Source organism: Paraburkholderia phytofirmans, assembly GCF_046028095.1.
Classification (GTDB): domain Bacteria; phylum Pseudomonadota; class Gammaproteobacteria; order Burkholderiales; family Burkholderiaceae; genus Paraburkholderia; species Paraburkholderia phytofirmans_A.
In genome coordinates this window covers 259,667-286,012 of the sequence record NZ_JAQQDJ010000005.1, presented here as the reverse complement: position 1 = coordinate 286,012, position 26,346 = coordinate 259,667, and the positions used below count along the sequence as shown (strand labels likewise).

At 62.9% G+C, this 26,346-nt stretch carries 19 protein-coding genes and 2 tRNA genes; 11 read left to right on the top strand and 10 right to left on the bottom strand.

The window, feature by feature from the left end:
- The first annotated feature begins 179 nt into the window (after nt 1-179).
- From clpX to PQR54_RS17050, 6 genes are all read left to right on the top strand, one after another.
- Complete coding sequence (clpX, locus tag PQR54_RS17075; RefSeq protein ID WP_007182009.1) at nt 180-1,451, top strand: ATP-dependent Clp protease ATP-binding subunit ClpX; 1,272 nt, start codon at nt 180-182, stop codon at nt 1,449-1,451.
- Between the two features lie 202 nt (nt 1,452-1,653).
- Entirely contained in the window at nt 1,654-4,077 is a 2,424-nt protein-coding gene (lon, locus tag PQR54_RS17070; RefSeq protein WP_408247631.1) for an endopeptidase La, read from the top strand.
- A 345-nt stretch (nt 4,078-4,422) separates the two neighbouring features.
- Nucleotides 4,423-4,695, top strand: coding sequence for an HU family DNA-binding protein (locus tag PQR54_RS17065; protein ID WP_012432917.1), 273 nt, complete (start codon nt 4,423-4,425; stop codon nt 4,693-4,695).
- Between the two features lie 81 nt (nt 4,696-4,776).
- Nucleotides 4,777-4,852, top strand: a tRNA-Val gene (locus PQR54_RS17060).
- 43 nt (nt 4,853-4,895) lie between these two features.
- Nucleotides 4,896-4,972: transfer RNA gene (locus PQR54_RS17055), tRNA-Asp, on the top strand.
- 86 nt (nt 4,973-5,058) lie between these two features.
- The gene (locus PQR54_RS17050) at nt 5,059-6,996 is read left to right on the top strand and encodes a SurA N-terminal domain-containing protein (protein WP_408247629.1); all 1,938 of its coding nucleotides are present in this window, start codon (nt 5,059-5,061) and stop codon (nt 6,994-6,996) included.
- 107 nt (nt 6,997-7,103) lie between these two features.
- Here PQR54_RS17050 and PQR54_RS17045 read toward each other — a convergent pair whose 3' ends face one another.
- Nucleotides 7,104-7,445 (bottom strand): hypothetical protein, encoded by a 342-nt coding sequence (locus PQR54_RS17045; RefSeq protein ID WP_408247627.1) that lies wholly within the window; start codon nt 7,443-7,445, stop codon nt 7,104-7,106.
- A gap of 117 nt (nt 7,446-7,562) precedes the next feature.
- A complete protein-coding gene (locus PQR54_RS17040) occupies nt 7,563-8,237 on the bottom strand; it encodes an arylesterase (RefSeq protein ID WP_408247625.1) in 675 nt (224 codons plus the stop codon).
- 28 nt (nt 8,238-8,265) lie between these two features.
- Between PQR54_RS17040 and PQR54_RS17035 the strand changes: the two genes are divergently transcribed.
- Nucleotides 8,266-8,952, top strand: a complete 687-nt coding sequence (locus PQR54_RS17035) for an ABC transporter ATP-binding protein (RefSeq protein WP_106307454.1) — start codon at nt 8,266-8,268, stop codon at nt 8,950-8,952.
- Between the two features lie 127 nt (nt 8,953-9,079).
- On the opposite strand, the gene pgi is transcribed toward PQR54_RS17035, so the two are convergent.
- The 3 genes from pgi to PQR54_RS17020 form a co-directional block, all read right to left on the bottom strand.
- Nucleotides 9,080-10,702 carry a glucose-6-phosphate isomerase gene (pgi, locus tag PQR54_RS17030; protein ID WP_408247622.1) on the bottom strand — a complete coding sequence of 541 codons (1,623 nt, stop codon included), beginning with the start codon at nt 10,700-10,702 and terminating at the stop codon, nt 9,080-9,082.
- Between the two features lie 234 nt (nt 10,703-10,936).
- Entirely contained in the window at nt 10,937-12,526 is a 1,590-nt protein-coding gene (locus PQR54_RS17025; protein WP_408247620.1) for an NAD(P)H-hydrate dehydratase, read from the bottom strand.
- A gap of 119 nt (nt 12,527-12,645) precedes the next feature.
- Nucleotides 12,646-13,944 (bottom strand): FAD-dependent oxidoreductase, encoded by a 1,299-nt coding sequence (locus PQR54_RS17020; RefSeq protein WP_408247618.1) that lies wholly within the window; start codon nt 13,942-13,944, stop codon nt 12,646-12,648.
- A gap of 436 nt (nt 13,945-14,380) precedes the next feature.
- Here PQR54_RS17020 and purL point away from each other — a divergent pair, with 436 nt between their 5' ends.
- From purL to PQR54_RS17005, 3 genes are all read left to right on the top strand, one after another.
- Nucleotides 14,381-18,466: a phosphoribosylformylglycinamidine synthase gene (purL, locus tag PQR54_RS17015; protein WP_408247616.1), complete on the top strand. Its 4,086-nt coding sequence runs from the start codon at nt 14,381-14,383 to the stop codon at nt 18,464-18,466.
- Nucleotides 18,467-18,794: 328 nt separating this feature from the next.
- On the top strand, nt 18,795-19,079 hold the full coding sequence (locus PQR54_RS17010) for a helix-turn-helix domain-containing protein (RefSeq protein WP_408247614.1): 285 nt from the start codon (nt 18,795-18,797) through the stop codon (nt 19,077-19,079).
- A complete protein-coding gene (locus tag PQR54_RS17005; RefSeq protein ID WP_408247612.1) occupies nt 19,069-20,361 on the top strand; it encodes a HipA domain-containing protein in 1,293 nt (430 codons plus the stop codon). Before PQR54_RS17010 ends, PQR54_RS17005 begins: the two co-directional genes overlap by 11 nt.
- Before the next feature lie 100 nt (nt 20,362-20,461).
- Here the strand turns inward: PQR54_RS17005 and PQR54_RS17000 are convergent, their stop codons facing one another.
- From PQR54_RS17000 to PQR54_RS16980, 5 genes are all read right to left on the bottom strand, one after another.
- The gene (locus PQR54_RS17000; RefSeq protein WP_012432928.1) at nt 20,462-21,241 is read right to left on the bottom strand and encodes a peptidylprolyl isomerase; all 780 of its coding nucleotides are present in this window, start codon (nt 21,239-21,241) and stop codon (nt 20,462-20,464) included.
- A gap of 11 nt (nt 21,242-21,252) precedes the next feature.
- Nucleotides 21,253-21,573, bottom strand: a complete 321-nt coding sequence (locus PQR54_RS16995; protein ID WP_408247610.1) for a BolA family protein — start codon at nt 21,571-21,573, stop codon at nt 21,253-21,255.
- A gap of 1 nt (nt 21,574) precedes the next feature.
- A complete protein-coding gene (locus PQR54_RS16990; protein WP_091794362.1) occupies nt 21,575-22,105 on the bottom strand; it encodes a septation protein A in 531 nt (176 codons plus the stop codon).
- 153 nt (nt 22,106-22,258) lie between these two features.
- On the bottom strand, nt 22,259-22,681 hold the full coding sequence (msrB, locus tag PQR54_RS16985; protein WP_012432931.1) for a peptide-methionine (R)-S-oxide reductase MsrB: 423 nt from the start codon (nt 22,679-22,681) through the stop codon (nt 22,259-22,261).
- A gap of 104 nt (nt 22,682-22,785) precedes the next feature.
- A complete protein-coding gene (locus tag PQR54_RS16980; RefSeq protein WP_408247608.1) occupies nt 22,786-24,342 on the bottom strand; it encodes a protein adenylyltransferase SelO in 1,557 nt (518 codons plus the stop codon).
- Nucleotides 24,343-24,533: 191 nt separating this feature from the next.
- Between PQR54_RS16980 and PQR54_RS16975 the strand changes: the two genes are divergently transcribed.
- On the top strand, nt 24,534-26,225 hold the full coding sequence (locus tag PQR54_RS16975) for a 3-(methylthio)propionyl-CoA ligase (protein WP_408247606.1): 1,692 nt from the start codon (nt 24,534-24,536) through the stop codon (nt 26,223-26,225).
- Nucleotides 26,226-26,346: the final 121 nt, after the last annotated feature.

Below are 26,346 nucleotides of genomic sequence, written 5' to 3'. Positions count from 1 at the left end.
GTGCGTTTTTGCCCCGACATGGGGCAAAAACGTGGCCGGATCGGTTGTGAAATAATCAAACTTCGTCCGAGTGCCTGCGGCAAACGCCGTCACCTTGGCTCAAGCCCGGCCCCGCCCAAACTGCGAGGCCAGGGCAAACGGCGTATCATGTAATCGAGTGTCCGGAGGCTCAAACATCTATGGCGGACAAGAAAGGTTCTAACAGCGAAAAGCTGTTGTATTGCTCGTTTTGCGGCAAGAGCCAGCATGAAGTGAAAAAACTGATTGCCGGCCCGTCGGTGTTCATCTGCGATGAATGTATCGACCTGTGCAACGAAATCATTCGTGATGAGGCTGCAGGTGCGGGCATCGAGGCGGGCTTGTCGAAGTCCGATCTGCCGAGTCCGCAGGAAATCCGTGAAATCCTCGACCAGTATGTGATCGGTCAGGAACGCGCGAAGAAAATTCTCGCGGTCGCGGTGTACAACCATTACAAGCGCCTCAAGCATCTCGACAAGAAGGATGAAATCGAGCTGTCCAAGAGCAACATCCTGCTGATCGGCCCGACCGGTTCCGGCAAGACACTGCTCGCGCAAACGCTCGCGCGCCTTCTGAACGTCCCGTTCGTGATTGCCGATGCAACCACGCTGACGGAAGCCGGCTATGTCGGTGAAGACGTCGAGAACATCATTCAGAAGCTGCTGCAAAACTGCAATTACGAAGTCGACAAGGCTCAGCGCGGCATTGTCTACATCGACGAAATCGACAAGATCAGCCGCAAGTCCGATAACCCGTCGATCACCCGCGATGTCTCGGGCGAAGGCGTGCAACAGGCTTTGCTGAAGCTGGTCGAGGGTACGATGGCGTCGGTGCCGCCGCAGGGCGGCCGTAAGCACCCGAATCAGGACTTTATCCAGGTCGATACCACGAACATTCTGTTCATCTGCGGTGGCGCGTTCGACGGCCTCGAAAAGGTCATCGTCGATCGTACTGAGAAAACCGGCATCGGCTTTGGCGCGAGCGTAAAGAGCAAGCAGGACCGCGACGCCGGCGAAGTGCTGCGCGAAGTGGAACCGGAAGATCTGATCAAGTTCGGTCTCATTCCCGAACTGATCGGCCGTCTGCCCGTGGTGGCCACACTCGGCAAGCTCGACGAAGTCGCGTTGATGAAAATCCTCGTCGAACCGAAGAATGCGCTGGTGAAGCAGTACCACAAGCTGTTCAACATGGAGCGCGTCGAGCTCGAAATTCGCCCGGCCGCGTTGCAAGCTGTCGCGCGTAAGGCAATTCGTCGCAAGACGGGCGCGCGCGGTCTGCGCTCCATCCTGGAACAGGCGTTGCTTGATGTGATGTACGACCTGCCGCAAATGAAAGGCGTTAGCAAGGTCATCATCGACGACAACGTGATTGACGGCGACGGCAAACCGCTACTGATCTACGAAGACGCGCCCAAAGTGGCGGGTTCGAACTGATCGGCTTTCGGGTTCTGCAAAAAAAGCCGTTCATGGCAACGTGAACGGCTTTTTTCGTTTATCGTGTGGTCAGGCTGGTTGTTTTCACTATGGAGTCACTGAACCTTCGGAGTCACTGAACTTTTCCCACACGCGGAGGCTTGCAATCTTTTCTGCTGGCCTCACCTATCGAACGAACTGATTCCACTCATGGGGAAATGAAATGTCAGGAACCCAACTCCTTCCGCCGGAACGCATTACGCTCCCGCTGCTCCCGCTGCGTGACGTAGTCGTCTTCCCGCACATGGTGATTCCGCTCTTCGTAGGCCGCCCGAAGTCGATCAAGGCTCTCGAAGCAGCGATGGAAGGCGGCAAGCACATCATGCTCGTCGCCCAGAAAACGGCTGCGAAAGATGAGCCGACCGAAAAGGACATGTACGAAGTAGGGTGCGTCGCCAACATCCTGCAAATGCTGAAGCTGCCCGATGGCACCGTGAAGGTACTCGTCGAAGGCTTGCAGCGCGCGAAAACGCTTTCCATCGAAGAACAGGAAACGCAGTTCTCGTGCGAAGTCATGCCGCTCGAACCCGACCACGCCGACAGCGCTGAAACCGAAGCGCTGCGCCGCGCGATCGTGTCGCAGTTCGACCAGTATGTGAAGCTGAACAAGAAGATTCCGCCGGAGATCCTGACGTCGCTGTCGGGTATCGACGAAGCGGGTCGTCTGGCCGACACGATTGCAGCGCATCTGCCGCTCAAGCTCGACCAGAAGCAGCACATTCTCGAAATGTTCCCGGTCATCGAGCGACTCGAGCATCTGCTCGCACAACTCGAAGCCGAGATCGACATCCTGCAGGTCGAAAAGCGCATCCGTGGGCGTGTAAAACGCCAGATGGAAAAGAGCCAGCGCGAGTACTACCTGAATGAACAGGTCAAGGCGATCCAGAAGGAACTCGGCGAAGGCGAAGAAGGTGCGGATCTCGAAGAACTCGAGAAGCGCATCACCGCTGCCCGCATGCCGAAGGAAGCCAAGAAGAAGGCCGACGCCGAGCTGAAGAAGCTCAAGCTGATGTCGCCTATGTCGGCTGAAGCGACCGTCGTGCGCAACTACATCGACACTCTGATCGGCTTGCCGTGGCGCAAGAAGAGCAAGGTCAACAACGACCTCTCGAATGCGGAACGCGTGCTCGACGAAGACCACTTCGGTCTCGAGAAAGTGAAAGAACGTATTCTCGAGTATCTCGCGGTCCAGCAACGTGTCGACAAGGTCAAAGCGCCGATCCTGTGCCTCGTTGGGCCTCCGGGTGTCGGTAAGACGTCGCTGGGTCAGTCGATCGCTCGCGCCACGAACCGCAAGTTCGTGCGTATGGCGCTCGGCGGCGTGCGCGACGAAGCCGAGATTCGCGGTCACCGTCGTACGTACATTGGTTCGATGCCCGGCAAGATTCTGCAAAGCCTGACCAAGGTCGGCGTGCGCAATCCGCTCTTCCTGCTCGACGAAGTCGACAAGATGGGCCAGGATTTCCGCGGCGATCCGTCGTCGGCTCTGCTCGAAGTGCTCGATCCGGAACAGAACCATACGTTCGCCGATCACTACGTCGAAGTCGACTTCGATCTGTCCGACGTGATGTTCGTGGCAACGTCGAACTCGCTGAACATTCCGCCGCCGCTGCTCGACCGGATGGAAGTGATCCGTCTGTCGGGTTACACGGAAGACGAGAAGGTTAGCATCGCGCAACGTTATCTTTTGCCCAAGCAAAAGAAGAACAACGGCCTCAAGGATGGCGAGGTCGATGTGACGGAAACCGCGATCCGCGACATCATTCGTTACTACACGCGTGAAGCGGGCGTGCGTTCGCTCGAGCGTGAAATTTCAAAGATCTGCCGCAAGGTCGTGAAGATGCTTCTGCTGAAGAAGGCGGAAGGCGCGGTGAAGGTCGACGGCAGCAATCTCGATACGTTCCTCGGCGTGCGCAAGTACGACTTCGGTCTGGCCGCGAAGGAAAATCAGGTTGGCCAGGTCACGGGTCTCGCGTGGACGGAAGTGGGCGGCGATCTGCTGACCATCGAAGCCGCGGTGATGCCGGGCAAGGGCAACGTGATCCGCACGGGTTCGCTCGGCGACGTGATGAAGGAATCGGTCGAGGCAGCACGCTCGGTGGTTCGTTCGCGTTCGCGCCGTCTCGGTGTCAAGGACGAAGCGTTCGAGAAGCAGGACATTCACATCCACGTGCCGGAAGGCGCGACACCGAAAGACGGTCCGTCTGCCGGTATCGCGATGACGACCGCGCTGGTGTCGGTGTTGACCGGAATCCCGGTGCGCGCGGATGTCGCGATGACGGGCGAAATCACGTTGCGTGGCGAAGTTCTGCCGATCGGTGGCCTGAAGGAAAAACTGCTGGCGGCGCATCGCGGCGGTATCAAGCTGGTGCTGATCCCGGAAGAAAACGTCAAGGACTTGACGGAGATTCCGGACAACGTGAAGAACGCAATCGAAATCGTGCCGGTCCGCTGGATCGACAAGGTGCTCGAACTGGCGCTCGAACGCGTGCCGGCGGCGTTGCCGGAAGAAGAGCCGAAGCCTGCTGCGCCGGTGGCAGCGGAGCCGGGCAAAGACGCCGCATCAACGGAAGTCGTGAAGCACTAAGGCTGTCACCGACCAAGCTGTTTGCTCGGAGAAACGAAAACCCGCGGTCACGGCCGCGGGTTTTTTATTGCCCGCGCGACTTTCGTCAAGCATCAGTGAGGCGCACTTTCCCACCTATTGAGCAAAGCTGCAGTGCGCTTGCCGACTGGTTGTATGTGCATCGATTAGCGGCAACATTTTGTTATACGAGGCCCCCTCGAAAACCTCGCTTATCAGGCTCAACCCCGCTTGACACAAGGGTTTCGGCCAATTCTAATGATTGCGCCCGGCGTTGCCCGCCGGCCGCGTGATGCCAGGCGTTAATAAAGCGCCGTCACATTGCCATAAACATTCTCGGGGGTTGGGATGAACAAGACGGAATTGATCGATCACGTTGCGCAGCAAGCCGACATTTCGAAGGCAGCGGCAGGCCGTGCACTCGACGCTGTGATCGATGGTGTCAAAGGTACGTTGAAGAAGGGCGGTTCGGTGACGTTGGTCGGTTTCGGCACCTTCGCGGTCGGCAAGCGCACTGCGCGCACCGGGCGCAATCCGCGCACTGGCGCTGCCATCAAAATCAAGGCGGCCAAGGTCCCCAAATTTAGGCCTGGCAAAGCTCTGAAGGATGCGCTAAACTAATGGGCTTGCTGCTTGAGGGACGTCAATCGACGAAGATCGAGCAGCAGATAGAAGCAGGAAAGAAGCACTGAATCGTGAAACGGGTGCTTAGCTCAGTTGGTAGAGCGGCGCCCTTACAAGGCGTAGGTCGGGAGTTCGAGCCTCTCAGCACCCACCAGTTTCAGATTCGTTCAAGTGTTTCAGCGCAGTTGCTGTATTAAGGAGTGGTAGTTCAGTCGGTTAGAATACCGGCCTGTCACGCCGGGGGTCGCGGGTTCGAGTCCCGTCCACTCCGCCAGTATCCTCGAAAGGCGAACTCCGGTTCGCCTTTTTTATTGCCCGCTGTTGTAAGATCGGGCGTTCTGTTTTTGGCACTCCTCACGCATGCTCGATTTTTTCCGCAATCACAAACGCCTGATGATGTTCATGCTCATCCTCGTCATTGTGCCGGGGTTGGGTTTTGTGGGTATTCAGGGCTTTCGCGGCTTCTTTGACGAAAGCGCAAACGTCGCGAGCGTCAACGGTCACAAGATCACGCGCGCTGAATACGACGACGCGACGCGTCAGCAACTCGACCGCGCCCGTCAGATGCTCGGCGCGCAGTTCGATATGAAGTCGTTCGACACGCCGGAACGCCGCGCGCAGATGCTCGACGGTCTGATCGAGCAACGCGTGCTGGCCGATGAGACACAGCGCCTGCATCTCACCGCATCCGACGACGCCGTGCGCCGTGTGCTGATGAACGATCCGGTGATCTCGTCGCTGAAGAATCCTGACGGCACGATCGACGTCGACCGCTATAAGCAGTTGCTCGCCATGCAGGGCATGACGCCCGACCAGTACGACGAACGCGTGCGCTACAGCATCGCCACGCAGCAGTTGCCGGCCAGCATTCAAGGCAGCGCCTTCACGTCGAAAACGCTCGCACAGCATCTGACCGAGCTCGCGGAACAACAGCGCGAAGTGCAGGGCATCGCATTCCACCCGCGTGACTACGCCGCGAAGGTGCAGCCGACCGACGCGCAACTGCAAGCGTATTACGACGCGCATCGCAACGAATTCGCCACGCCCGCTACGGCCACGATCCAGTATCTCGTCATGTCGCCGGCAACGCTCGCCGCTTCCGCGCAGCCGAGCGACGCCGATCTGAAGAAGTACTACGACGACAACATCGCGCACTACCGCACTGACGGTCAGGTGCGTGCGAGCCACATCCTGATCGCGGCGCCGAAAGACGCGAGCGCGGCAGACAAGGCCAAGGCTAAGCAAAAGGCCGAAGAGTTGCTCGCACAGATCAAGGCGCATCCGGATCAGTTCGCGCAGATCGCGCAGCAGAATTCGCAGGACCCGGGTTCGGCGTCGAAGGGCGGCGATCTGGGTTACTTCGGCCGCGGCATGATCGCGGGCGGCCAGGCGTTTGACGACGCTGTGTTCGCGCTGAAGAAAGACGAAGTCAGCGGGATCGTGCAGACCGACTTCGGTTATCACATCGTCAAGGTGACGGACGTGAAGCCGGCGGTCACGAAGCCGTTCGACGAAGTGAAAGATCAGATCTCGAAAGACCTGAAGACGCAGCTGGCCAGCAAGGCATTCACCGACGACTCGGAAGGCTTCACGTCGATCGTCTATGAAAAAGCCAAGAGCCTGCAGCCGGCCGCCGACAAGTACAAGCTGCAAGTGCAGACCGCCACGGTCACGCCGCAGCCGGATCCGAAGCTCGCGCCTGACAGCCCGCTGAACAATGCCAAGTTCCTCGCCGCGGTGTTCGCGAACGACGCCACGACGGCACGCAATAACACGCAAGCCATCGACGTCGGCGGCAACACGTTGATCGCGGCGCGCGTGACCGACTACAAGGCCGCGGCAGTGCCGGCGCTCGACGCCGTCAAAGACGCCGTGCGTCAGAAGGTGATCGCGGTTCAGTCGAATGAAGCGGCTCACAAGGACGGCGCGGCCAAACTGGCCGAGTTCGAAAAGTCGAAGGCGACCACGGGCTTCTCGTCGCCGCTGAAGGTGTCGCGCAACGACGCTCAAGGCGTGCCGCCGGCTGCATTGAGTGCAATCTACAAGGCAGACGCGCAAAAATTGCCGGCTTACGTCGGTGTGGACCTCGGCGACGACGGCTATGCGATCTATCGCGTGAACGCGGTGGTGACGGGTACGACGGTCGATCCGCAACATCTGGCTGCAGCGCAGCAACAGATCGCGCAGGTCACTGCGCAGTCCGAAGCAGAGGCCTACGTGGAAGCGCTGCGCGCGCGCTCGAAGGTGAAGTTCTACGGTTCCCTCGACAGCAGCAACGCCCAGGCGAGCGGCGAGTAAGACCGCCCAAAAGACCGCCCGAACGCAAAAAAGCCCCGCAATTGCGGGGCTTTTTCATTTGACGAGTGCAAGCTCGTCAAACGGTTTGCTGCGACACGCTGCGAGCGTTACAGGCAGCCGCTGATTGCACTCGTGGCGTCGCTGCCGCCAGCACCACCGGCGCGGTAGCCGACCCACGTACCCTTGCCGGAGTACGACGGACGTACGACAGCGGCGGCGCCATTGGGCGGCTGCTGACCCGGAACATACACATCCATGGCTTGATCGTTAGCCAATGTGTCTTGCGAGACCACTTGTTGCTGCGAGCTGTCGGCCCACTTCTGCGCGATGCAGGTAGCGACGGCCTTCGGCGGTTGCTGGCTTTCACCAACGGATTGAACGCCAGCGGGTGGTTGAGCGGCGCAGGCGGAAATTGCCACGGTCAAAGCGATTAACGGTAAATATTTCACGTTATCTCCTCAAAAGTCGCTCAAAATCGAGCCGGTTACGCGGGATTACGAAAGTGTCAGAGAGAACTTACCGATCCGCGTTCCCACAGTTCTGGAAACAAGTTGTTAGCAGGCTTTTCAGTGCGGCGAACTTGTGCGAAGGAGTGGCTTGACTGCGGGCCACACGTTGTTAAGTAGCACTGGCTGTGCCTGCTGGGTGGGGTGAATCTGATCGGCCTGGAACATGTCCGGTTTGTCGGCGATGCCGGCGAGCAGAAACGGCACGAGCGGTACACGCAACTGTTTGGATAGTTCGCCGTACAAGCCGTGGAACTTTTGCGTGTAGTCGGGGCCGTAATTAGGCGGCACGTACATGCCCACCAGCACGACCTTCGCGTGACCTTGCTGAGCCTGCTCGATGATCGTGCGCAGGTTGTCTTCGGTGGTGGAGAGCGGCACGCCGCGCAACGCGTCGTTGGCGCCGAGTTCGACGATCACGACGCTCGGCTTCAGGCGTTGCATGAGCGCGGGCAAGCGGGCTCGTCCGCCGCTCGTGGTGTCGCCGCTAATGCTCGCATTGGCGACGCTATAATCGATTCGCTCGTCGGCGAGGCGCTGGCGCATCAAGGCAACCCAGCCCGTGTCGCGGGGCAGGCCGTATTCGGCGGAGATGCTGTCGCCGAGCACGACGATCACCGGCTTGGCCGGTTCGGGCGCGTTGGCGGCCCGGGCCGCGAGGCTCACCGAGAACAGGGTGGCGGCCACAACGGCGCAGCCGCATGCCGTTGTCAACGCCGTGACGCGAGTCGTCATGGCACGCACTTTCAACCTACGCTTCACCATGCTAAACAAAACTGATCCAGTCATTGAAGTGCGGGGTTTGTGCAAGAAGGTTAAGGATGCAACAGGCGAACTGACGATTCTCGACGACATCGATCTTGCTATCGATGCCGGCAGCAGTGTGGCGATCGTCGGTGCATCCGGGTCGGGCAAGTCTACGCTGCTCGGCTTGCTCGCAGGATTGGACAGCGCGAGTTCGGGCTCGGTTCGGTTGCTCGGCCGCGAACTCGGTGAACTGAACGAAGACGAGCGTGCCGCATTGCGCAGCGGTTCGGTTGGCTTCGTGTTCCAGTCGTTTCAGTTGATGCCGCATTTGACGGCGCTCGAGAATGTTACGCTGCCGCTCGAGTTGCAAGGCGGCATCGGTACGCGCGAGGCCGCAACGCGTGCGCGCGGCTTGCTGGAGCAGGTGGGTCTAGGCAAGCGCACCAGTCACTATCCGAAGCTGCTGTCGGGCGGCGAGCAGCAGCGCGTCGCGCTTGCTCGCGCGTTCGTCACGCACCCGGCAATCCTGTTCGCCGACGAACCGACCGGCAGTCTCGACGCCGCCACTGGTCACGCGGTGATCGATCTGATGTTCGAGATGAACCGCGCGAACGGCGCGACGTTGATTCTCGTCACGCATGACATCGAGCTTGCGCGCCGTTGCGATACGACGGTGACGATCGAGGCGGGACGTCTCGCCTGAACGAACGTCGGGCGTCGCTGCAAAAGCAAAGCGGGCCGCAAGGGCCCGCTTTTTCATGGTGGCTCATCCGGTATCGGGCGGCCGCACCATTCAAATCAAGCGGCGCGAACCACCGCGCCGCACTTCATCACTTCTTCAACGCCGCACGCGCCCGCGCGATCAATGCCGACGTCGAAGAGTCATGCTTCTTCACATCGGCACTCGGCGCCGTCAGATCGGCTTCGACCACCTTGCCGAGAATCTTGCCCAACTCCACGCCCCACTGATCGAAGGAGTTGATGTTCCATACCGTTCCTTGCACCAGCACCTTGTGCTCGTACAACGCGATCAATGCGCCAAGCGAACGTGCGGTGAGCGCATCCACTAGCAGCGTGCTGGTCGGACGGTTGCCCGGAAACACCAGGTGCGGCGCGAGTTCCGGCTTGTCCGCGCCGGCCACTTTCTTTGCTTCTTCGAGCGTGCGGCCGACCATCAGCGCTTCGCTTTGCGCAAAGCAATTGGCGAGCAGCTTCGGATGATGGCTGACGAGCGGATGCTCCGGCGTCAACACGGCGATGAAGTCGATCGGCACGATCGTCGGGCCCTGGTGCAGCATCTGGAAGAAAGCGTGCTGACCGTTCGTGCCCGGTTCGCCCCATGTCACCGCGGCGGTCGGATAGTCGACCATCGCGCCGTCCAGGCGCGCCGACTTGCCGTTGCTCTCCATTTCGAGCTGTTGCAGATACGAAGGCAGGAAATGCAGTGCTTGCGAATACGGCGCGACCAGGTAGCTTTGCGAGCCGAAGAAGTTGCGATACCAGATGCCGATCATGCCGAGCAACACTGGTAGATTCTTCTCGAGCGGCGCGTCGCGGAAATGCTGGTCCATCTCGTTGGCGCCGGCGAGCAGTTCGTCGAACTGCTGCGGTCCGATGGCGATCACGATCGACAGACCGACTGCCGACCACAGCGAATAGCGTCCGCCGACCCAGTCCCACATCTCGAACACGTTCTCTTTCGCGATGCCGAACTTGACCACTTCCGCGGGATTCGCGGACACGCCGACAAAGTGCTTCGCCAGCGCGCTTTCCGGGCAGCCTTTCTCGATGAACCAGTCGCGCAGCGAGCGCGCGTTGGTCATCGTTTCGAGCGTGGTGAATGTCTTGGAGACGATGATCGCGAGCGTCTCTTCGGGATCGATCTGCTGCATCACGTTGTACAGATCGGCGCCGTCCACATTCGACACGAAGTGCGTGGTGATCTCCGGCGTGGCCAGATGATGCAGCGCATGCACGACCATCTTCGGCCCGAGGTCCGAGCCGCCGATGCCGATGTTCACCACATAGCGGATCCGCTTGCCGGTATAGCCTTTCCATTCGCCGCTGCGCACCTGGTCGGCGAACGCGGCCATCTTCTTGCGCTCGGCCTGCACTTGCGCGTAGAACGGCGCCTTCGGATCGGTAGCGCGCAAGGCCGTGTGCAGCACGGCGCGGCCTTCCGTCGGGTTGACGATGTCGCCCGCGAACATGGCGTCGCGGCGCTTCTCGACGCCGGCTTCGCGCGCGACTTGCACGAGCAGTTTCAGCGTCTCTTCGGTGATGCGGTTTTTCGAGAAATCGGCCGCGAGACCGCCGCCCGCGAACGCAAAGCGCTCAGCACGGGTAGGGGCGGGATCGTTCTCGGGGGCGAACCAGTCGCGCATGTGCGCATCGCGAATCTTGTCGTAATGCGTTTGCAGCGAGGACCAGGAGGGGAGCGAGTTCTGGGTCATAGCGTCCGTCTAACCAAGTGGCACGAAGAAAGGCGCGCGCGTGAAGCGCTGCCGAGGATGATGCAACGATGCTGTTAGAGCGATGCCGCGCGGCCCGGTTCGCCATGGGTGGCGGTGAAAATTCGCCGTCACCCGTAGTGGCGCCGACGCGCGGCTCAGTCGGTCAGTATAGCGGCGTTGCGTGACGGACGGCAGCGGTTTGGACGGTCCATCCATAGGTTGGGACGGACAGCTTCAGCACTCCGCTGCAGGGTAGAACAAACGGTTCAGTAAGGTCCGCACCGTCGGCGCCAGTTCGCCTGCCGTCAGACCGGCGGGACCGTGGCCTTGTGCGCTCAGCGTGTCGGCGGCGAGGCCGTGCAGATAGACGCCCGCGAGCGCCGCTTCGTAGCGCGGCAAGTGCTGCGCCAGCAGGGCGCCGATGATGCCGCCCAGCACGTCGCCGGTGCCGCCCGTCGCGAGCGCGGCGTTGCCGGTCGGATTGATCGCGAGGCGCCCGTCCGGGGCCGCGATGAGGGTGCCCGTGCCTTTGAGCACCACCACGGCCGCATAGCGCGCGGCGAGCGAGCGCGCCGCGGTGAGGCGGTCGCGCTGCACGGTGGGCGCGTCGGTGCCGAGCAGGCGTGCGGCTTCGAGCGGGTGCGGCGTGAGGACGCACGGATCGCCTTGCACGCCGCGCGCGGTGACTTCGGCGGCGAGCGCGGGGTCTTTCGAAATCAGGTTCAGCGCGTCCGCGTCGAACAGCTTGGGCACGTCGAGTTGCAGCACGTCGTGCATCACGCGCGTGGCGCGTTCGCGATGGCCCATTCCGCAGCCGACGGCGAGCGCGTCCATCTGGTCGAGCGGCAGATCGTCGATGGCATGCAGCATGAGTTCGGGGTGCGGCGGATCGTAGGGGGGGGCGCCTTCGCCCAGCAACGCGACGTGCACTTTGCCGGCTCCGGTGTACAGCGCCGCGCGTGACGCGAGGATCGGCGCGCCGCACATGCCGGTGTCGCCGCCGACCACGGCGAGGCTGCCGAAGCTGCCCTTGTTGGTGGCGAAATCGCGCGGCGGCAGAAACGCGCCGAAGAGCTCGGGCGCGTTCAGTTGTACGGCCGTGCGACCGCTCGTGTCGACGCCGATCGGCGCGACCGTGACGGCGCCGGCAAGATCGCGCCCTTGCGCGGTGAAGAGGCCGGGTTTCGCGCCGATGAAGGTGACCGTATGGGTGGCATGGACGGCGGCGCCATCGCCATCGCCCACGACCGTGCCGGTATCGCTGTCGAGGCCGCTCGGCACGTCGAGCGCCAGCACGCCGCCTTTGCGCGGCCGCGCTTTGGCCCGCTGCGAAAGCTGCCGGGCCACGGCCGCGAACACGCCTTCGAGCGGACGCGTCAGGCCGATGCCGAACATGCCGTCCACCAGCCACCGGTAGCCGTCCAGCGATGCGGGCGGCGCGCCGGCGATCGCGACGCCGGCCGCGCGGGCCGTGTCGAGCGCCCAGCGCGCGTCGTCCGGTTTCACCTCGACCGGCATGCACAGCTCGACGGCAATGCCGGCCTGGTGCAGTTCCGTCGCGAGAATCAGCGCGTCGCCGCCGTTGTTGCCCGGCCCGGCGATGAGCCACACCTTCTGCCTGGATTTCTCGACCGAGGTATCGCGGGTGATCTGCTCGCGCAGGAAGCTCGCGGCGGATTTCCCGGCGCGCGACATCAGCGTGTGTTTCGGCAAGGCGGCCCCCGCCTGGGATTCGGCAATCCGCAGGTCGGTGAGCGTAAGCAAAGGCAGCGCCCGGTTGTGCGGGCTGATGAGTGTCGGCGGCGTGTGGTCGGCTTCTGTCATGGCGAGGCTTGGCGGTTCGCCCGGTGGCAGGCGAAAAAGCTTGGGGAATCGCTATGGTAGTGCCGATGAGCGCGCGGCGGGCGCCTCGTGCGGCCCGCTCGTGCGCGGGCCGGCGAGATTTACCTGAACCGGTCCGGGCGCAGCGCGGCCAGTGTGTCCACGGGAACGTCCGGCGTGCCGCCCGAAATCAGGTCCGCCACCAGTTTGCCCGAGCCGCAGGCGAGACCCCAGCCGGCCGGGCCGTGGCCCACGTTGACGAAAAGACGCGGATGCAGTGCGTTGCCGATCACCGGCAAGCCGTCCGGCGACAGCAGTTTGACGCCTTCCCACGGCAAAGCCACCGAGATTCGCGCGGCGCCCGGAATCCAGTCGTGCGTGGCCTGGCCGAGCAGCGCGAGGGCTTCTTTCGTCACGGCTTCGCCCAACGGCTTGTCGATCTGGCCGGCGCTTTGCAGGACCGCGCCGCCCGCAATCCGCAAGCGATGGTTCATCCGGCTGATCGCGATCCGCTTCACCGCGTCCACGATGGCGACGTGCGGCGCGCATTCCTCATGCGCGATCGGCGCGACCAGCGTGTGCAGGCGCAGCGGATGCAGCGGCAAGCGCAGGCCGAGCCGGTCGAGCAGCGGCAGGCTGCCATGGCCGGCGGCCACGACCACCGCATCGGCGTGGATCACATCGACTTCGCGCGAACGGGAGGTCGCGCCCGGCTGCGGCGCCAGCTCCACCGAGGCGCGCTGGCCGTCCAGACGGATCGACGAGACTTCGCAGCCCAGCATGAATTGCACGCCGCCTTGCGTATCCAGCGTCTGCTTGATCAGTTTGGCGAAGAGCGGGGCGTTGCCCGTGCGTTCCTGGTCAAACAGCACGCCGCCCGCGAATTCCGGCTCGGTACGCACGGAGTGCTCGAACGCGGCGCATTGTTCAGGGGTCAGCTCGTGGTGCGGCACTTCGAAAAGCTGCAGCAGGCCGCGCGCGGGCCGCAGCTGCTCCCATTCCTGTTCGGAGCGCACCAGATAGAGCAGGCCGCTGGTCTGTTCGAACTCGAGGCCGAAGCGCGCCTCCATGTCCGCCATGGTGTCGCGCGACAGCTCGATCAGCGGTCGCAGCAGTCCATATTGATGGCCGAACGCATTGGGTTCCTGCAACTCGGCGAGCTGTTTGACGAACTGGCGCGCCGATCCGTTGAAGCCGGCCTTGTTGACGACGCCGTTTTTGGCGTTTTGACGGCTGGCCATGAAAGTCGGGCCGAACCAGACGTCGAGCGGGGTCGGCAGGACGGTGCCGCCGTGTCCATAGGTCGCGCCTTGCGCGACCGTGGCGTGGCGCTCGACGACGCATACCCGGTGGCCGGCCGCGCGCAGTTGATAAGCGGTGGCGACGCCCGCAATCCCGCCGCCGATGACGATGACATCCATGTTCTGATTCGATTTGCCGACGGGACGCCGAAGCGGCGCTGGCCCGTTGAGCGTGACATGCGGCGCGCTGCCGGCCTCTCAGGCCGCTCGCGCCGATCTGATGAAAGGGCGAATGATAGCAGTCAAACCGGCGGCGCGGCCACGCGGGCGCACTGCCGCGGCCACGTGGGCGCACTGCCTGAGCGCCGCCGCCGTGCGCGCCGCGGGCGAACCCGAGCCTGGCCGAAACGTGCCCGGAACTCACGCGAAACTCACGCAAAACGCACGCCGAACCCGCCCGTAACTATCTCGAAACCCGCCCGAAGCCGCACCGCCAAGCCCGCTGGAAGCCTGTTCCCGGGGTATAATCCCGGACTTCCTTTGCGCCTCACGTCGCCTTCACGCGCGACTCATCGGCATCACTCATCGGCATCATTAGCGACGCAACGTCAAGTCCATGGCCCACTTCTCGTGTTTCCCCGGCGCTTCGGCCCTTTCCGATTTCCGTCAAACCCGCCTGCTCGAAACGCTTACGCGCATCGATCCGAACATCACCGGCGTGCGCGGGCAATATCTGCACTTCGTCAACGCGCAGACGCCGCTCTCCGCTGAAGACAACGCGAAGATCGAAGCGCTGATGCACTACGGCGATCCGCTCGAAGAAAACAAAGAGCGCGGCACGGCCGAGACTTTTCTCGTGGTGCCGCGTTTCGGCACGGTGTCGCCGTGGGCCAGCAAGGCAACGGATATCGCGCATCTGTGCGGCCTCACGCAGGTGCGCCGCATCGAACGCGGCGTCGAGTACACGGTGACGCTGAAAAGCGGCCTGCTGGGCGGCAAGAAGGCGCTCTCCGACGAAGCCCGCGCGGCCGTCGCGGCAGCCTTGCACGACCGCATGACCGAAAGCGTGTCGAGCTCGCGCGACCACGCGCTGCATCTGTTCGACGAACTGCCGGCCAAGCCGCTGCAAACCGTCGACGTATTGAGCAACGGCCGCGGCGCGCTGGAAACGGCGAACACGGAACTGGGCCTCGCGCTCGCCGACGACGAAATCGACTACCTGGTCGACGCCTTCACGAAGCTCGGCCGCAACCCGACCGATGTCGAACTGATGATGTTCGCGCAAGCCAACAGCGAACACTGCCGCCACAAGATTTTCAACGCGGACTGGACCATCGACGGCGAGAAGCAGGACATCTCGCTTTTCAACATGATCCGCAACACCGAGAAGCTGAATCCGCAGGGCACGATCGTCGCGTATTCGGACAACTCGGCGATCATGGCAGGCGGCATGGCCGAGCGCTGGTTCCCGCGCACGCCGGCCGATCTGGGCGCGAGTGAGCTGCCGGAGCACTACCGCCGCAGCAACGAACTCACGCACACCTTGATGAAGGTGGAAACGCACAATCACCCGACCGCGATCTCGCCGTTCCCGGGCGCCGCGACCGGCGCGGGCGGTGAAATTCGCGACGAAGGCGCAACCGGCCGCGGCGCGCGTCCCAAGGCGGGTCTGGCGGGCTTCACGGTGTCGAACCTGGAACTGCCGGATGGCGTCGAGGCATGGGAAAACGCGCGCGACGCCGCGCAACCGCTCGCGCTCCGCAATCCGGACGACAAGCACGAAGCGTACGGCCGGCCCGACCGCATCGCCTCGCCGCTGCAGATCATGATCGACGGCCCGCTCGGCGGCGCCGCGTTCAACAACGAATTCGGCCGGCCCAATCTGGGCGGCTATTTCCGCGCTTACGAGCAGAACGTCGCGGGCCTCGTGCGCGGCTATCACAAGCCGATCATGATCGCCGGCGGGATCGGCAATATCTCGGACCAGCACACGCATAAGCACGATCTGCCGGAAGGGTCGCTGCTGATCCAGATCGGTGGTCCGGGCATGCGCATCGGCATGGGCGGCGGCGCCGCGAGCTCCATGGCGACGGGCACCAATACCGCTGAACTCGACTTCGACTCGGTCCAGCGTGGCAATCCGGAAATCGAGCGTCGCGCGCAGGAAGTCATCAATGCGTGCTGGCAGCTTGGCGAGAAGAATCCGATTCTGAGCATTCACGACGTGGGCGCGGGCGGTCTGTCGAACGCCTTCCCGGAAGTGGTCGACGGCGCCGGCAAGGGCGCGCGCTTCGATCTGCGCAAGATCCAATTGGAAGAGAGTGGTCTGTCGCCGCGCGAAATCTGGTCGAACGAAGCGCAAGAACGCTACGTGCTGGCCATCGCGCCGGCCGATCTGCCGGCTTTCGCCGCCATGTGCGAGCGCGAGCGCTGCCCGTTCGCGGTGATCGGTACGGCTACCGCCGAGCGTCAGCTCAAGCTGATCGATTCCGAACTGAACGGCGACACCGCGCACCAGCCGGTCGACATGCCGATGGAAGTGCTGCTCGGCAAGGCGCCGCGCATGCATCGCGACGTCAAACGCGTCGAGCGGAAGCTGGAACCGGTGGATGTGACCGGCATCGCGCTGGCGGATGTCGCGACTAGCGTGCTGCGTCATCCCACGGTGGCGAGCAAGTCGTTCCTGATCACGATCGGCGACCGCTCGGTGGGCGGCACGACCGCGCGCGATCAGATGGTCGGCCCGTGGCAAGTGCCGGTGGCCGACGTCGCGATTACCACCATGGACTACGCGGGATTCACCGGCGAAGCCATGACGATGGCCGAGCGCACGCCTTTGGCAGTCATCGACGCGCCGGCGTCGGGCCGCATGGCGGTCGGCGAGGCGGTGACCAACATCGCCGCGGCGCCGATCGCGTCGCTCGACAAGCTCAAGCTGTCGGCAAACTGGATGGCCGCATGCGGCGCAGCGGGCGAAGACGCCGCGCTCTACGACACGGTCAAGGCGATCGGCATGGAGTTGTGCCCGGCGCTCGGCATCAGCATTCCGGTCGGCAAGGATTCGCTGTCCATGCGCACCAAGTGGGAAGACCGCGGCGTCGCGAAAGAAGTCGTCGCGCCGGTCTCGCTGATCATCTCGGCGTTCGCGCCGGTTCAGGACGTGCGCCGCCACCTCACGCCGCAACTGCGCCGCGCCAGCGACGTGGGCGAGTCCGTGCTGATCGCGATCGATCTCGGCCGCGGCAAGCATCGTTTGGGCGGCAGTATCCTCGCGCAGGTCACGCAGCAGGTCGGCGACACGGTGCCGGACGTGGATGATCCCGAAGACCTCAAGCGTTTCTTCGCCGCGATCCAGGCGCTGAACCAGGACGGCAAGCTGCTCGCCTACCATGACCGCTCGGACGGCGGCCTGTGGGCGACGGTGTGCGAAATGGCGTTCGCGGGCCACGTGGGCGTGTCGCTGAACGTCGACATGCTGGTGCTCGATCCGAACCATGAATCCGATTACGGCGACGCCAAAGACTGGGCCAGGCAGACCAGCGGCCGCCGTGAAGACCGTACGATCCGCGCGCTCTTCAATGAAGAACTCGGCGCCGTCGTTCAGGTGCGCGCTTCCGAGCGCGACGCGGTGCTCGCAGCGTTGCGCGAACATGGGCTGTCGGCGTGCTCGCATGTGATCGGCAAGATCAACGAGCGCGACACGATCGAAATCTATCGCGACGCCAAGAAGATTTACGACGCGCCGCGCACGGAACTGCATCGCACGTGGAGCGAAGTGAGCTGGCGTATCGCGCGTCTGCGCGACAACCCCGCTTGCGCCGACGCCGAATACGACGCGCTTTCCGATGCGGCCGATCCCGGCATTTCACCGATCCTCACGTTCGATCCGGCCGAAGACGTCGCCGCGCCGTTCATCGGCAGGAGCGCGCGTCCGCGCGTGGCGATCCTGCGTGAGCAGGGCGTCAATTCGCATCTCGAAACGGCTTATGCATTCGACCGCGCCGGCTTCGACGCGCACGACGTGCACATGAGCGATCTGCTGGCCGGCCGCGCCAATCTGGCGGACTTCGCCGGCGCGGTGGCGTGCGGCGGCTTCTCGTACGGCGACACGCTGGGTGCCGGTGAAGGCTGGGCGAAGGCGATCCGCTTCAACGCGCAACTGGCCGACATGTTCGCTGCGTTCTTCGGCCGCGAAGATACGTTCGCGCTCGGCATCTGCAACGGCTGCCAGATGATGAGCAGCCTCGCTTCGATGATTCCGGGCGCCGAAGCGTGGCCGAAGTTCACGCGCAACAAGTCGGAGAAGTTCGAAGCGCGCTTCTCGCTGGTTGAAGTGCAGGCTTCGCCGTCGCTCTTCTTCAACGGCATGGAAGGCTCGCGCATTCCGGTGGCGATCGCGCACGGCGAAGGCTACGCGGACTTTTCGCAGCAAGGCGATGCGTCGAAGGTCGCGGTGGCGATGCGCTATGTCGATCACCGTGGTCAGGCGACCGAGCAGTATCCGTTCAACCCGAACGGATCGCCGAACGGCATCACGTCGGTGACGACGCCGGACGGCCGCTTCACGGTCCTGATGCCGCATACCGAGCGCGTGCATCGCGCGGTTCAGATGAGCTGGCATCCGGAAGGCTGGGGCGAAGGCGCCACGGACGCAAGCCCGTGGCTGCGCGTGTTCCAGAACGCGCGCCGCTGGTTGGGGTGATGAGGTGAGACGGGCTGGCGCGTAGTGCTACGCGCCAGCTTGCGGGTGCCGCGGCCGCGCGGTTGTGCGAGATCGACGGCGGATGGCGAGCGCATCGGTCCGCCTGCGCGGCAACTCCCAGACTGAACATATCTCGTTCGTATCCGCTCGGGTACGTCAACGCTCATATTCCCCGATTTGTCTATCTTTCGTACCCGATCGGGTACGAAACGTCCCCATTGACGTTTGGAATGCCGATTCGTACCCGCTCGGGTACGAATCCCGCTCTGGACTGTGGTCTCATGGCATAATGTTCCCGAGCGGGTACGAACGTACACAGGGGCGAGTGATGGAGTCCAACGTTTTCATCAGCAACATGACGGAGTTAGGCGATCTCGTGCGGGCGTCCAGGCTTGCGCAGGGGTTGACGCGCGACGACGTCGCTACCGCTACCGGCCTGTCTCCCAAGTTCATCACGCACATCGAGGCAGGTAAGCCAACGGCGCAGATCGGCAAGGTGCTGCATCTCCTCAGCGAACTGGGCATCACCCTGCGCGCCGAGGTTTCCGTCGACATTCCAGCAGACGTCTCCACCAGGGCATCCCATCGCCGCCGGAGTTCCCATGGCCGCTAGAACGCTAGTCGCCTATGCGAATGGCCGGCGCGTGGGCGTCGTGAGCGATGACAGCGGTGTCTGGTCATTTGCCTACGCCCAGGACTGGCTGGCTCGTGAGGACGCGTTTGCGCTTTCACCCGCTTTCCCACTGCTAGCCGAGCCTTTCGTCGACGGCTCCAGCCAGCGGCCGGTGCAATGGTTCTTCGACAACCTGTTGCCTGAAGAGGAAATGCGCAGTGCGCTCGCTCGTGAGGCCAAGGTCGATGCGAGCGACGCGTGGGGTCTGCTCGCCTATTACGGCCGCGAATCGGCTGGCGCCTTGACGCTGCTCGCCGAGGGCGAACAGGAGGCGCCTGGCGGATTGCAGCCGTTGTCGCAAGCGAATCTGGAGGCACGCATTCAGGCGATGCCGCAGCATGCGCTCACCGCCACGGCGCCCAAACGCATGTCCGCGGCGGGCGCCCAACAGAAGCTGTTGCTGACCTTGCGAGGCAACGCGCCGGACTACGAGCTGCTGGAGCCCGTGGGCAGCGAGCCATCCATGCATCTTCTCAAGCCCGACATGCGCAGCACGGGCTATCCGCATTCGGCGATCAACGAGTTTTTCTGCATGCAACTCGCGCGTGCAATGGGTGTGCGCGTACCGCCCACGCATTTTTTGCGCGTGCCTTCGGCCTGTTACGTGATCGATCGCTTCGACCGTGACACGAGCAGTGAGCCGGCACGGTGGCTGCATACCGTCGACGCCATGCAATTGTTGAACTACGACCGCAGCTTCAAATATCAGAACGCGACCGCGCAGGTGCTCAGGGATGCGATCGAGAAAACGAGCACGCGGGCCGTGGCGCGTCTCGATGTTTTCCGGTGGGCGATCTTCAATGTGCTCATCGGCAATGCCGACTCACACCTGAAAAACCTCTCGTTCTTCGTCACCGCTCGCGGTTACAGGCTGGCGCCGTTCTACGATCTGGTGAGCACGGTCGTCTACCACACGCCGACCTATCAGCCGCAGCAGCGGGACCGTTGGCCGCATTGCGACCTGACCATGCCTGTCGGAGAGGCCACTCAGTTCGCGCAGATCAACAGAAAGAACATGCTTGCGTTCGGCGAAGCGCTTCGTCTTTCGCCGAGGGGTTCGGAAAGATTGCTGGATGAGATGCTGGCCATGCTCGACGCCCGCGTGGCGCAAACCCGGCGCAGCGTCGACGAAATCGCGCAGCCGAATGCCGGCGAAGTCCGCCTGCTCGATTCGATCGTCGCGATGCCGCTCGCGGAGATGAGCCGCGCGTTGCATAAGTGATTGCGGGCGATTTCGTCCGACCGGTCAACAGTCAATCCCAATGAAAAAGGCGCTGTTCAGTCATTGACTGAACAGCGCCTTAAGCAGAATCGAACTCGGCTTACTGAATCTTCGCGTTCTTGCGCAAACCTTCCTCGAAAGCCTGCAGCTTTTCCTGCTGGATCTGCTGCACGATCTGCGGGCGCACTTGCTCCAGAGGCGGCGGCGTGATGTTGCGCACGTCGTCGACACGGATGATGTGCCAGCCGAATTGCGTATGCACCGGCGTGTCGGTCATCTGGCCTTTCTGTAGATGCGTGGCCGCGTCCGCGAATTCAGGCACGTAGGCCTTTGGGTCCGACCAGTCCAGGTCGCCGCCGTTCTTGCCCGATCCCGGGTCCTTCGAGAATTGCTTGGCCAGATCCTCGAAGCTTGCGCCGGCCTTGATCTTCGCGATCAGGTCTTTGGCCTGCTGTTCGTTGTCCACGAGGATGTGGTGCAGGTGATATTCCTTGCCGCCCGCGTCCTTGATCAGCGCGTTGTAACGCGCGGTGACTTCGGCGTCGCTCGGCGTGTTGTTCTTCACGAAGTCTTCGATCAGCGCGCGCAACACGACGGTTTGCTGTGCCACGGCGATTTGCGCCTTGATGTCCGGACGATTCGGCAGGCCGCGGCGCAGCGCTTCCTGCATCAGGATCTCGCGATTCACCAGCTCTTCGCGCACGGCGGTCTGCAATTGCGGCGTGTTTTGCTGGCCTTGATGAACCAGTTGGTCGATCAGCGCATCGGCGCGTGCTTTGGGAATCGGCGTGCCGTTCACAACGGCGATGTTCTGTGCGAATGCAGGTGCGGCTGCAAATGCAGCCAGCAATACCCAAAGGCGGGTTTTCTTCAAGGTCATCGAAAATTTTCCTAGCGGGGCAACAAAGCGAATTCTTCGGGCGTATACGCCGTGATGGCAAGGGCGTGAATGCCGCGCTGCATGGCATCGGCCAGCGCATCATACACCATGCGATGCCGCGCCACGCGGGCCTTGCCGGCGAATGCGGCAGCCACGATCGTGACACTGAAATGACCGCCGGCGGAGGCGCCGGCGTGACCGGCGTGCTGTGCGCTGTCGTCGGTGATCTGGATCGAAGCGACCGGCGCGAGAGCGGCGGTGAGGCGCGCTTCGATCAGCGCGGCGCGCTCGGCGGTGGTGGCGTGCATGAATACATCGGCGTCGCTGGTCATGTCATTCTTCCTTCATATACTTCGACAACCACAAACTCTGTCCGACGATAAACACCACCAGGCAACCGGTGGCGCCGAACAGCTTGAAATTGACCCACTGGTCGGTCGTGTAGTTGTACGCGACGAACAGGTTGACCAGCCCGAGCAGCACGAAAAAGATCGCCCAGACGACATTCAGCTTGCCCCAGATCGCGTGCGGCAGCGTGATCTGCTTGCCCATCATCGCTTCGATCAGGTTCTTGTTGAACGCCAGTTGCGAGACGATCAGCGCCACTGAGAACGCCCAGTACAGCACGGTTGGCTTCCATTTGATGAAGGTGTCGTTGTGCAGCACGAGCGTCGCGCCGCCGAACACGGTGACGACGCCGAGGCTCACCCACAGCATCGGATCGACCTTGCGGTGGCGGAAGGCCACCCACGCGATCTGCACCAGCGTGGCGACGATCGCCACTGCCGTCGCCGTGAAAATGCCCCAGATCTTGAAGGCGACGAAGAACAGGATGATCGGGAACAGATCGAACAGGAATTTCATTATCTGGTCGGGGAATCGGAGAAAGAGTCGGAGAATAGGGGCGCGGTGCGAAGCAGGTGAAACGGTTCGCAAGCAGGATGAAGGGTGTCGCGGCCGGCGCGCGCCTGAATGGACGCAGACGCCGGCCGGCAACGCGCCGGACTCTGCGCTGCGTTACTTGGGCTCGAATTGTAACGCAGCTGAATTGATGCAGTACCGCAGGCCGGTCGGCGCGGGTCCGTCTTCGAACACGTGGCCCAGATGCGCGCCGCAGTTCTTGCATTCCACCTCGATGCGCAGCATGCCGTGCGAGCGGTCGGTTTTCTCCTTGATCACTTCGCCGTCGATCGGCTTGAAGTAGCTCGGCCAGCCGCAACCGGCGTCGAACTTGGTGTCCGATTCGAACAGCGGCGTGCCGCAACAGACGCAGTCATAGATGCCGCGGTCCCAGTGATCGTGGTAGCGGCCCGTGAACGGGCGCTCGGTGGCGGCGTGGCGCGTCACCTGATATTCGATGTCGGAGAGCTGCTTGCGCCACTCGGCGTCGTCTTTCTGCACGGCGGGGGCGTCGGTCTTGAGTTCGTCGGGTTTGTTCATGGTCGGTTCCTGTCTCGGGCTTGTTTTGGGGGCGGCTGGACGGTCGGGTGGATTCGGCTCGTTACATCACTGTCACTACGCGCAAACAGAAGTCACTCGGCGCGTCACGACGAGCAGCTCACTTCCAGCGAGCTCGCCCAGTCCGGCGGCAGCCCGGCATACGCTTCGTGCTCGGGCTGTTCGTCGAACGGACGGCGCAGAATGGCCGCCAGTCGTTCCACTTCGGAAAAATCCTTCTCTTTCGCGCGGCGGATCGCCGTTTCCGCCAGATGATTGCGAAGTACGAATTTGGGGTTCACACGGTTCATTGCAATGGCGCGCGCGGCGTCGTCGCGTGTTTCTTCGGACAGCCGCGCGCGGTAGTCGTTCGCCCAGGCGTCGAACGCGGCGCGGTCGAGAAACAGATCGCGCACTGACGCGTCGGCGCTTGCGTCGTGCTTCGACACGCGAGCGAGATTGCGGAAGGTCAGCGTGAAGTCTGCACGATTCGCGTGCATCACTTCGAACAGACGGTTCACCAGCGCGTCGTCGCCGTCGCGTTCGATTTCGAGGCCGAGCTTGGCGTGCATGCGCCGTTCGAGCGCCGGGGCAAAGCGGTCCTTGAAACCGCCGAGCACGCGTTGCGCGTCTTCGATCGCCTTGTCGCCGCGCACGCTTTCCTCGTGCTGTTCGCCCAGCAGCGGCAGCAGCCCTTGCGCGAGGCAGAAGAGGTTCCAGTAGGCGATCTGCGGCTGCATCTTGTACGCGTAACGGCCTTGCGAATCGGAGTGATTGCAGATGTAGCCGGCGTCGAAGCCGTCCATGAAACCGAACGGACCGTAATCGATGGTGAGGCCGAGGATCGACATGTTGTCGGTGTTCATCACGCCGTGGCAGAAGCCGACCGCCTGCCAGTCGACCATCAGATCAGCGGTCGAGATGACCGCTTCGTTGAGCAGCGCGAGATACGGATCGTCGGCTTCGCGGCAATGCGGATAGAAACGCTCGATCACATGATCGGCGAGCGCGCGCAGCGCGTCGGTGCGATCGTTCGAATAGAAGTGCTCGAAGTGGCCGAAGCGCACGAAGCTCGGCGCCACGCGCGTGACCACGGCGGCCGTTTCGACGGTTTCGCGCCGCACCGGCTGATCCGAGCCGATCACGCACAGCGCGCGCGTGGTCGGAATGCCGAGGTGATGCATCGCCTCCGAGCACAGAAACTCGCGGATCGACGAACGCAACACCGCGCGGCCATCGCCCATGCGCGAATAGGGCGTGCGCCCCGCGCCTTTGAGCTGCAGCTCGAAGCGCCGGCCGTTATGTTCGACTTCGCCGAGACCGAGCGCGCGGCCATCGCCGAGCTGGCCGGCCCACACGCCGAACTGGTGCCCGGAATAGACCGACGCATAAGGCAGCGCCTCGGCCGGCCACTCGCGCGTGAGGTTGCCGGAGAACAGTTCGGCAAAGCCCCGATCATTCTCGAGGCCCGGCTCTAAACCGAGCAGCGCGGCGGTTTCGGCGGAGAACCCTACGAGGTATGGCGCATTGAGCGGCGCCGCTGGCAGACGCGTCAGAAACACGCTGCCGAGCCGCGCGAACGCGCTCTCGTGCAACGTGGTGAGCGCATCGGAAAGAGCCGACAAAGGCCCGGATAACCCTGCAATGCTTGGGGAAAACGACATGTTGAGCGCCTCTGGATTAACCGATATTGTAAGTCCGCGCCCGCGGAGCTGCTGGCCGGCCGTACGTCTGTCCCGTACCGATCCTGTCCAGATCGTTTGCCGGCTTTGCGCTTTTCGCCGAAGGCGCGACGAGGCGCGCCCCCCGAGCTGCAAAACCAATTGAAACGATCGAGCCGAGGAGACCACTCTTTATGACGACGCCGCTGCTTGGCCAGATGATGGACGTGCCGCTCACCGTGCCTTCGTTGCTCGCACACGCCGCGCGGCATTTCGGCAGCACCGAAATCGTGTCGCGGCGTATCGAAGGCGACCTGCATCGCTATACCTATCGCGATTGCGAGAAGCGCGCGAAGCAGCTCGCGCAAGCGCTGATCGCACTCGGCGTCGAACCCGGCGAACGGGTCGCGACGCTTGCGTGGAACGGCTATCGCCATCTGGAAGCGTATTACGGCACGACCGGCTTCGGCGCCGTCTGCCATACGATCAATCCGCGCCTCTTTCCCGATCAGATCGCTTACATCATCAACCACGCCGACGACGCCTACGTGCTGTTCGACACCACGTTCGCGCCGCTCGTCGATGTCCTCGCGCCGCAATGCCCGAAGGTGCGCGGCTGGATCGCGCTAGCCGACGAAGCGCATCTGCCCACCATGCAAACGTCCACGCTCAGCTACGAAACGCTTGTCACCGCGCAGGACGGCAACTACGACTGGCCGCCGCTCGACGAACGGCAAGCCTCGTACCTGTGCTACACATCCGGCACGACCGGCAATCCGAAGGGCGCGCTGTATTCGCATCGCTCGACGGTGCTGCATGCGTTCGGCGCTTCACTGCCCGACGCCATGAGTCTCTCCGCGCGCGACTGCGTGCTGCCCGTCGTGCCGATGTTTCATGTGAACGCATGGGGCATTCCGCACGCCGCGCCGCTGACCGGCGCGAAGCTCGTGTTCCCCGGCAAGGATCTCGACGGCAGGTCGCTGTACGAATTGATGGAGAGCGAACGCGTCACGTATTCGGCCGGCGTGCCGACCGTGTGGCTTGGACTGCTCAACTATCTGCGCGAGGCGAAAGTGCGGTTTTCGTCGCTCAATCGCACGGTGATCGGCGGTTCGGCCTGTCCGCCGGCCATGCTGCGCACCTTCGAGGACGACTACGGCGTGCAGGTGATCCACGCGTGGGGCATGACCGAAATGTCGCCGCTCGGCACGCTGTCCAAACTGACGTGGGAACAAAGCCAGCGTCCGCTCGAAGAACAGCGCGCGTTGCTCGAAAAGCAGGGGCACGTGCTCTATGGCGTGGACATGAAAATCGTCGGCGAGGATGGCCGCGAACTGCCTTGGGACGGCGTGGCGTTCGGCGATCTGCATGTGCGCGGACCGTGGGTGATCGACCGCTATTTCCGCAAGGACGATTCGCCGCTCGTGGACGGCTGGTTTCCCACCGGCGACGTCGCCACCATCGACCGCGACAGTTTTCTGCATATCACCGACCGCTCGAAAGACGTGATCAAGTCCGGCGGCGAATGGATCAGTTCGATCGACGTGGAGAACGTGGCGATCGCGCATCCGGCGGTGGCCGAAGCCGCGTGCATTGCGTGCGCGCATCCGAAATGGACTGAGCGGCCGCTGCTGGTGGTCGTCAAACGCCCCGGTTTCGAGGTCACGCGCGAGGAGCTGCTCGCCTTCTACGACGGCAAGGTCGCCAAATGGTGGATTCCCGACGACGTCGCCTTCGTTGACGAATTGCCGCACACGGCGACCGGCAAGCTGCAGAAGCTCAAGCTGCGCGACATTTTCCGCAACCACGTGCTGCCTTCCGCGCTCGAAGACGAAAAGGACTGTCCGCTGACGCCGCTTGCCAGGGGAAACCCCGCCTGGCGATAAATTGAACGAGCGTGCTTTTTTGTGTATTCTGCCTGCTGACCCCGGAAAATCAGACAATCGGTCGGATCGTCGATCCGACTCGATGAACCGGATGGGCGGCATCTGTTGCCGCCCTCACGCA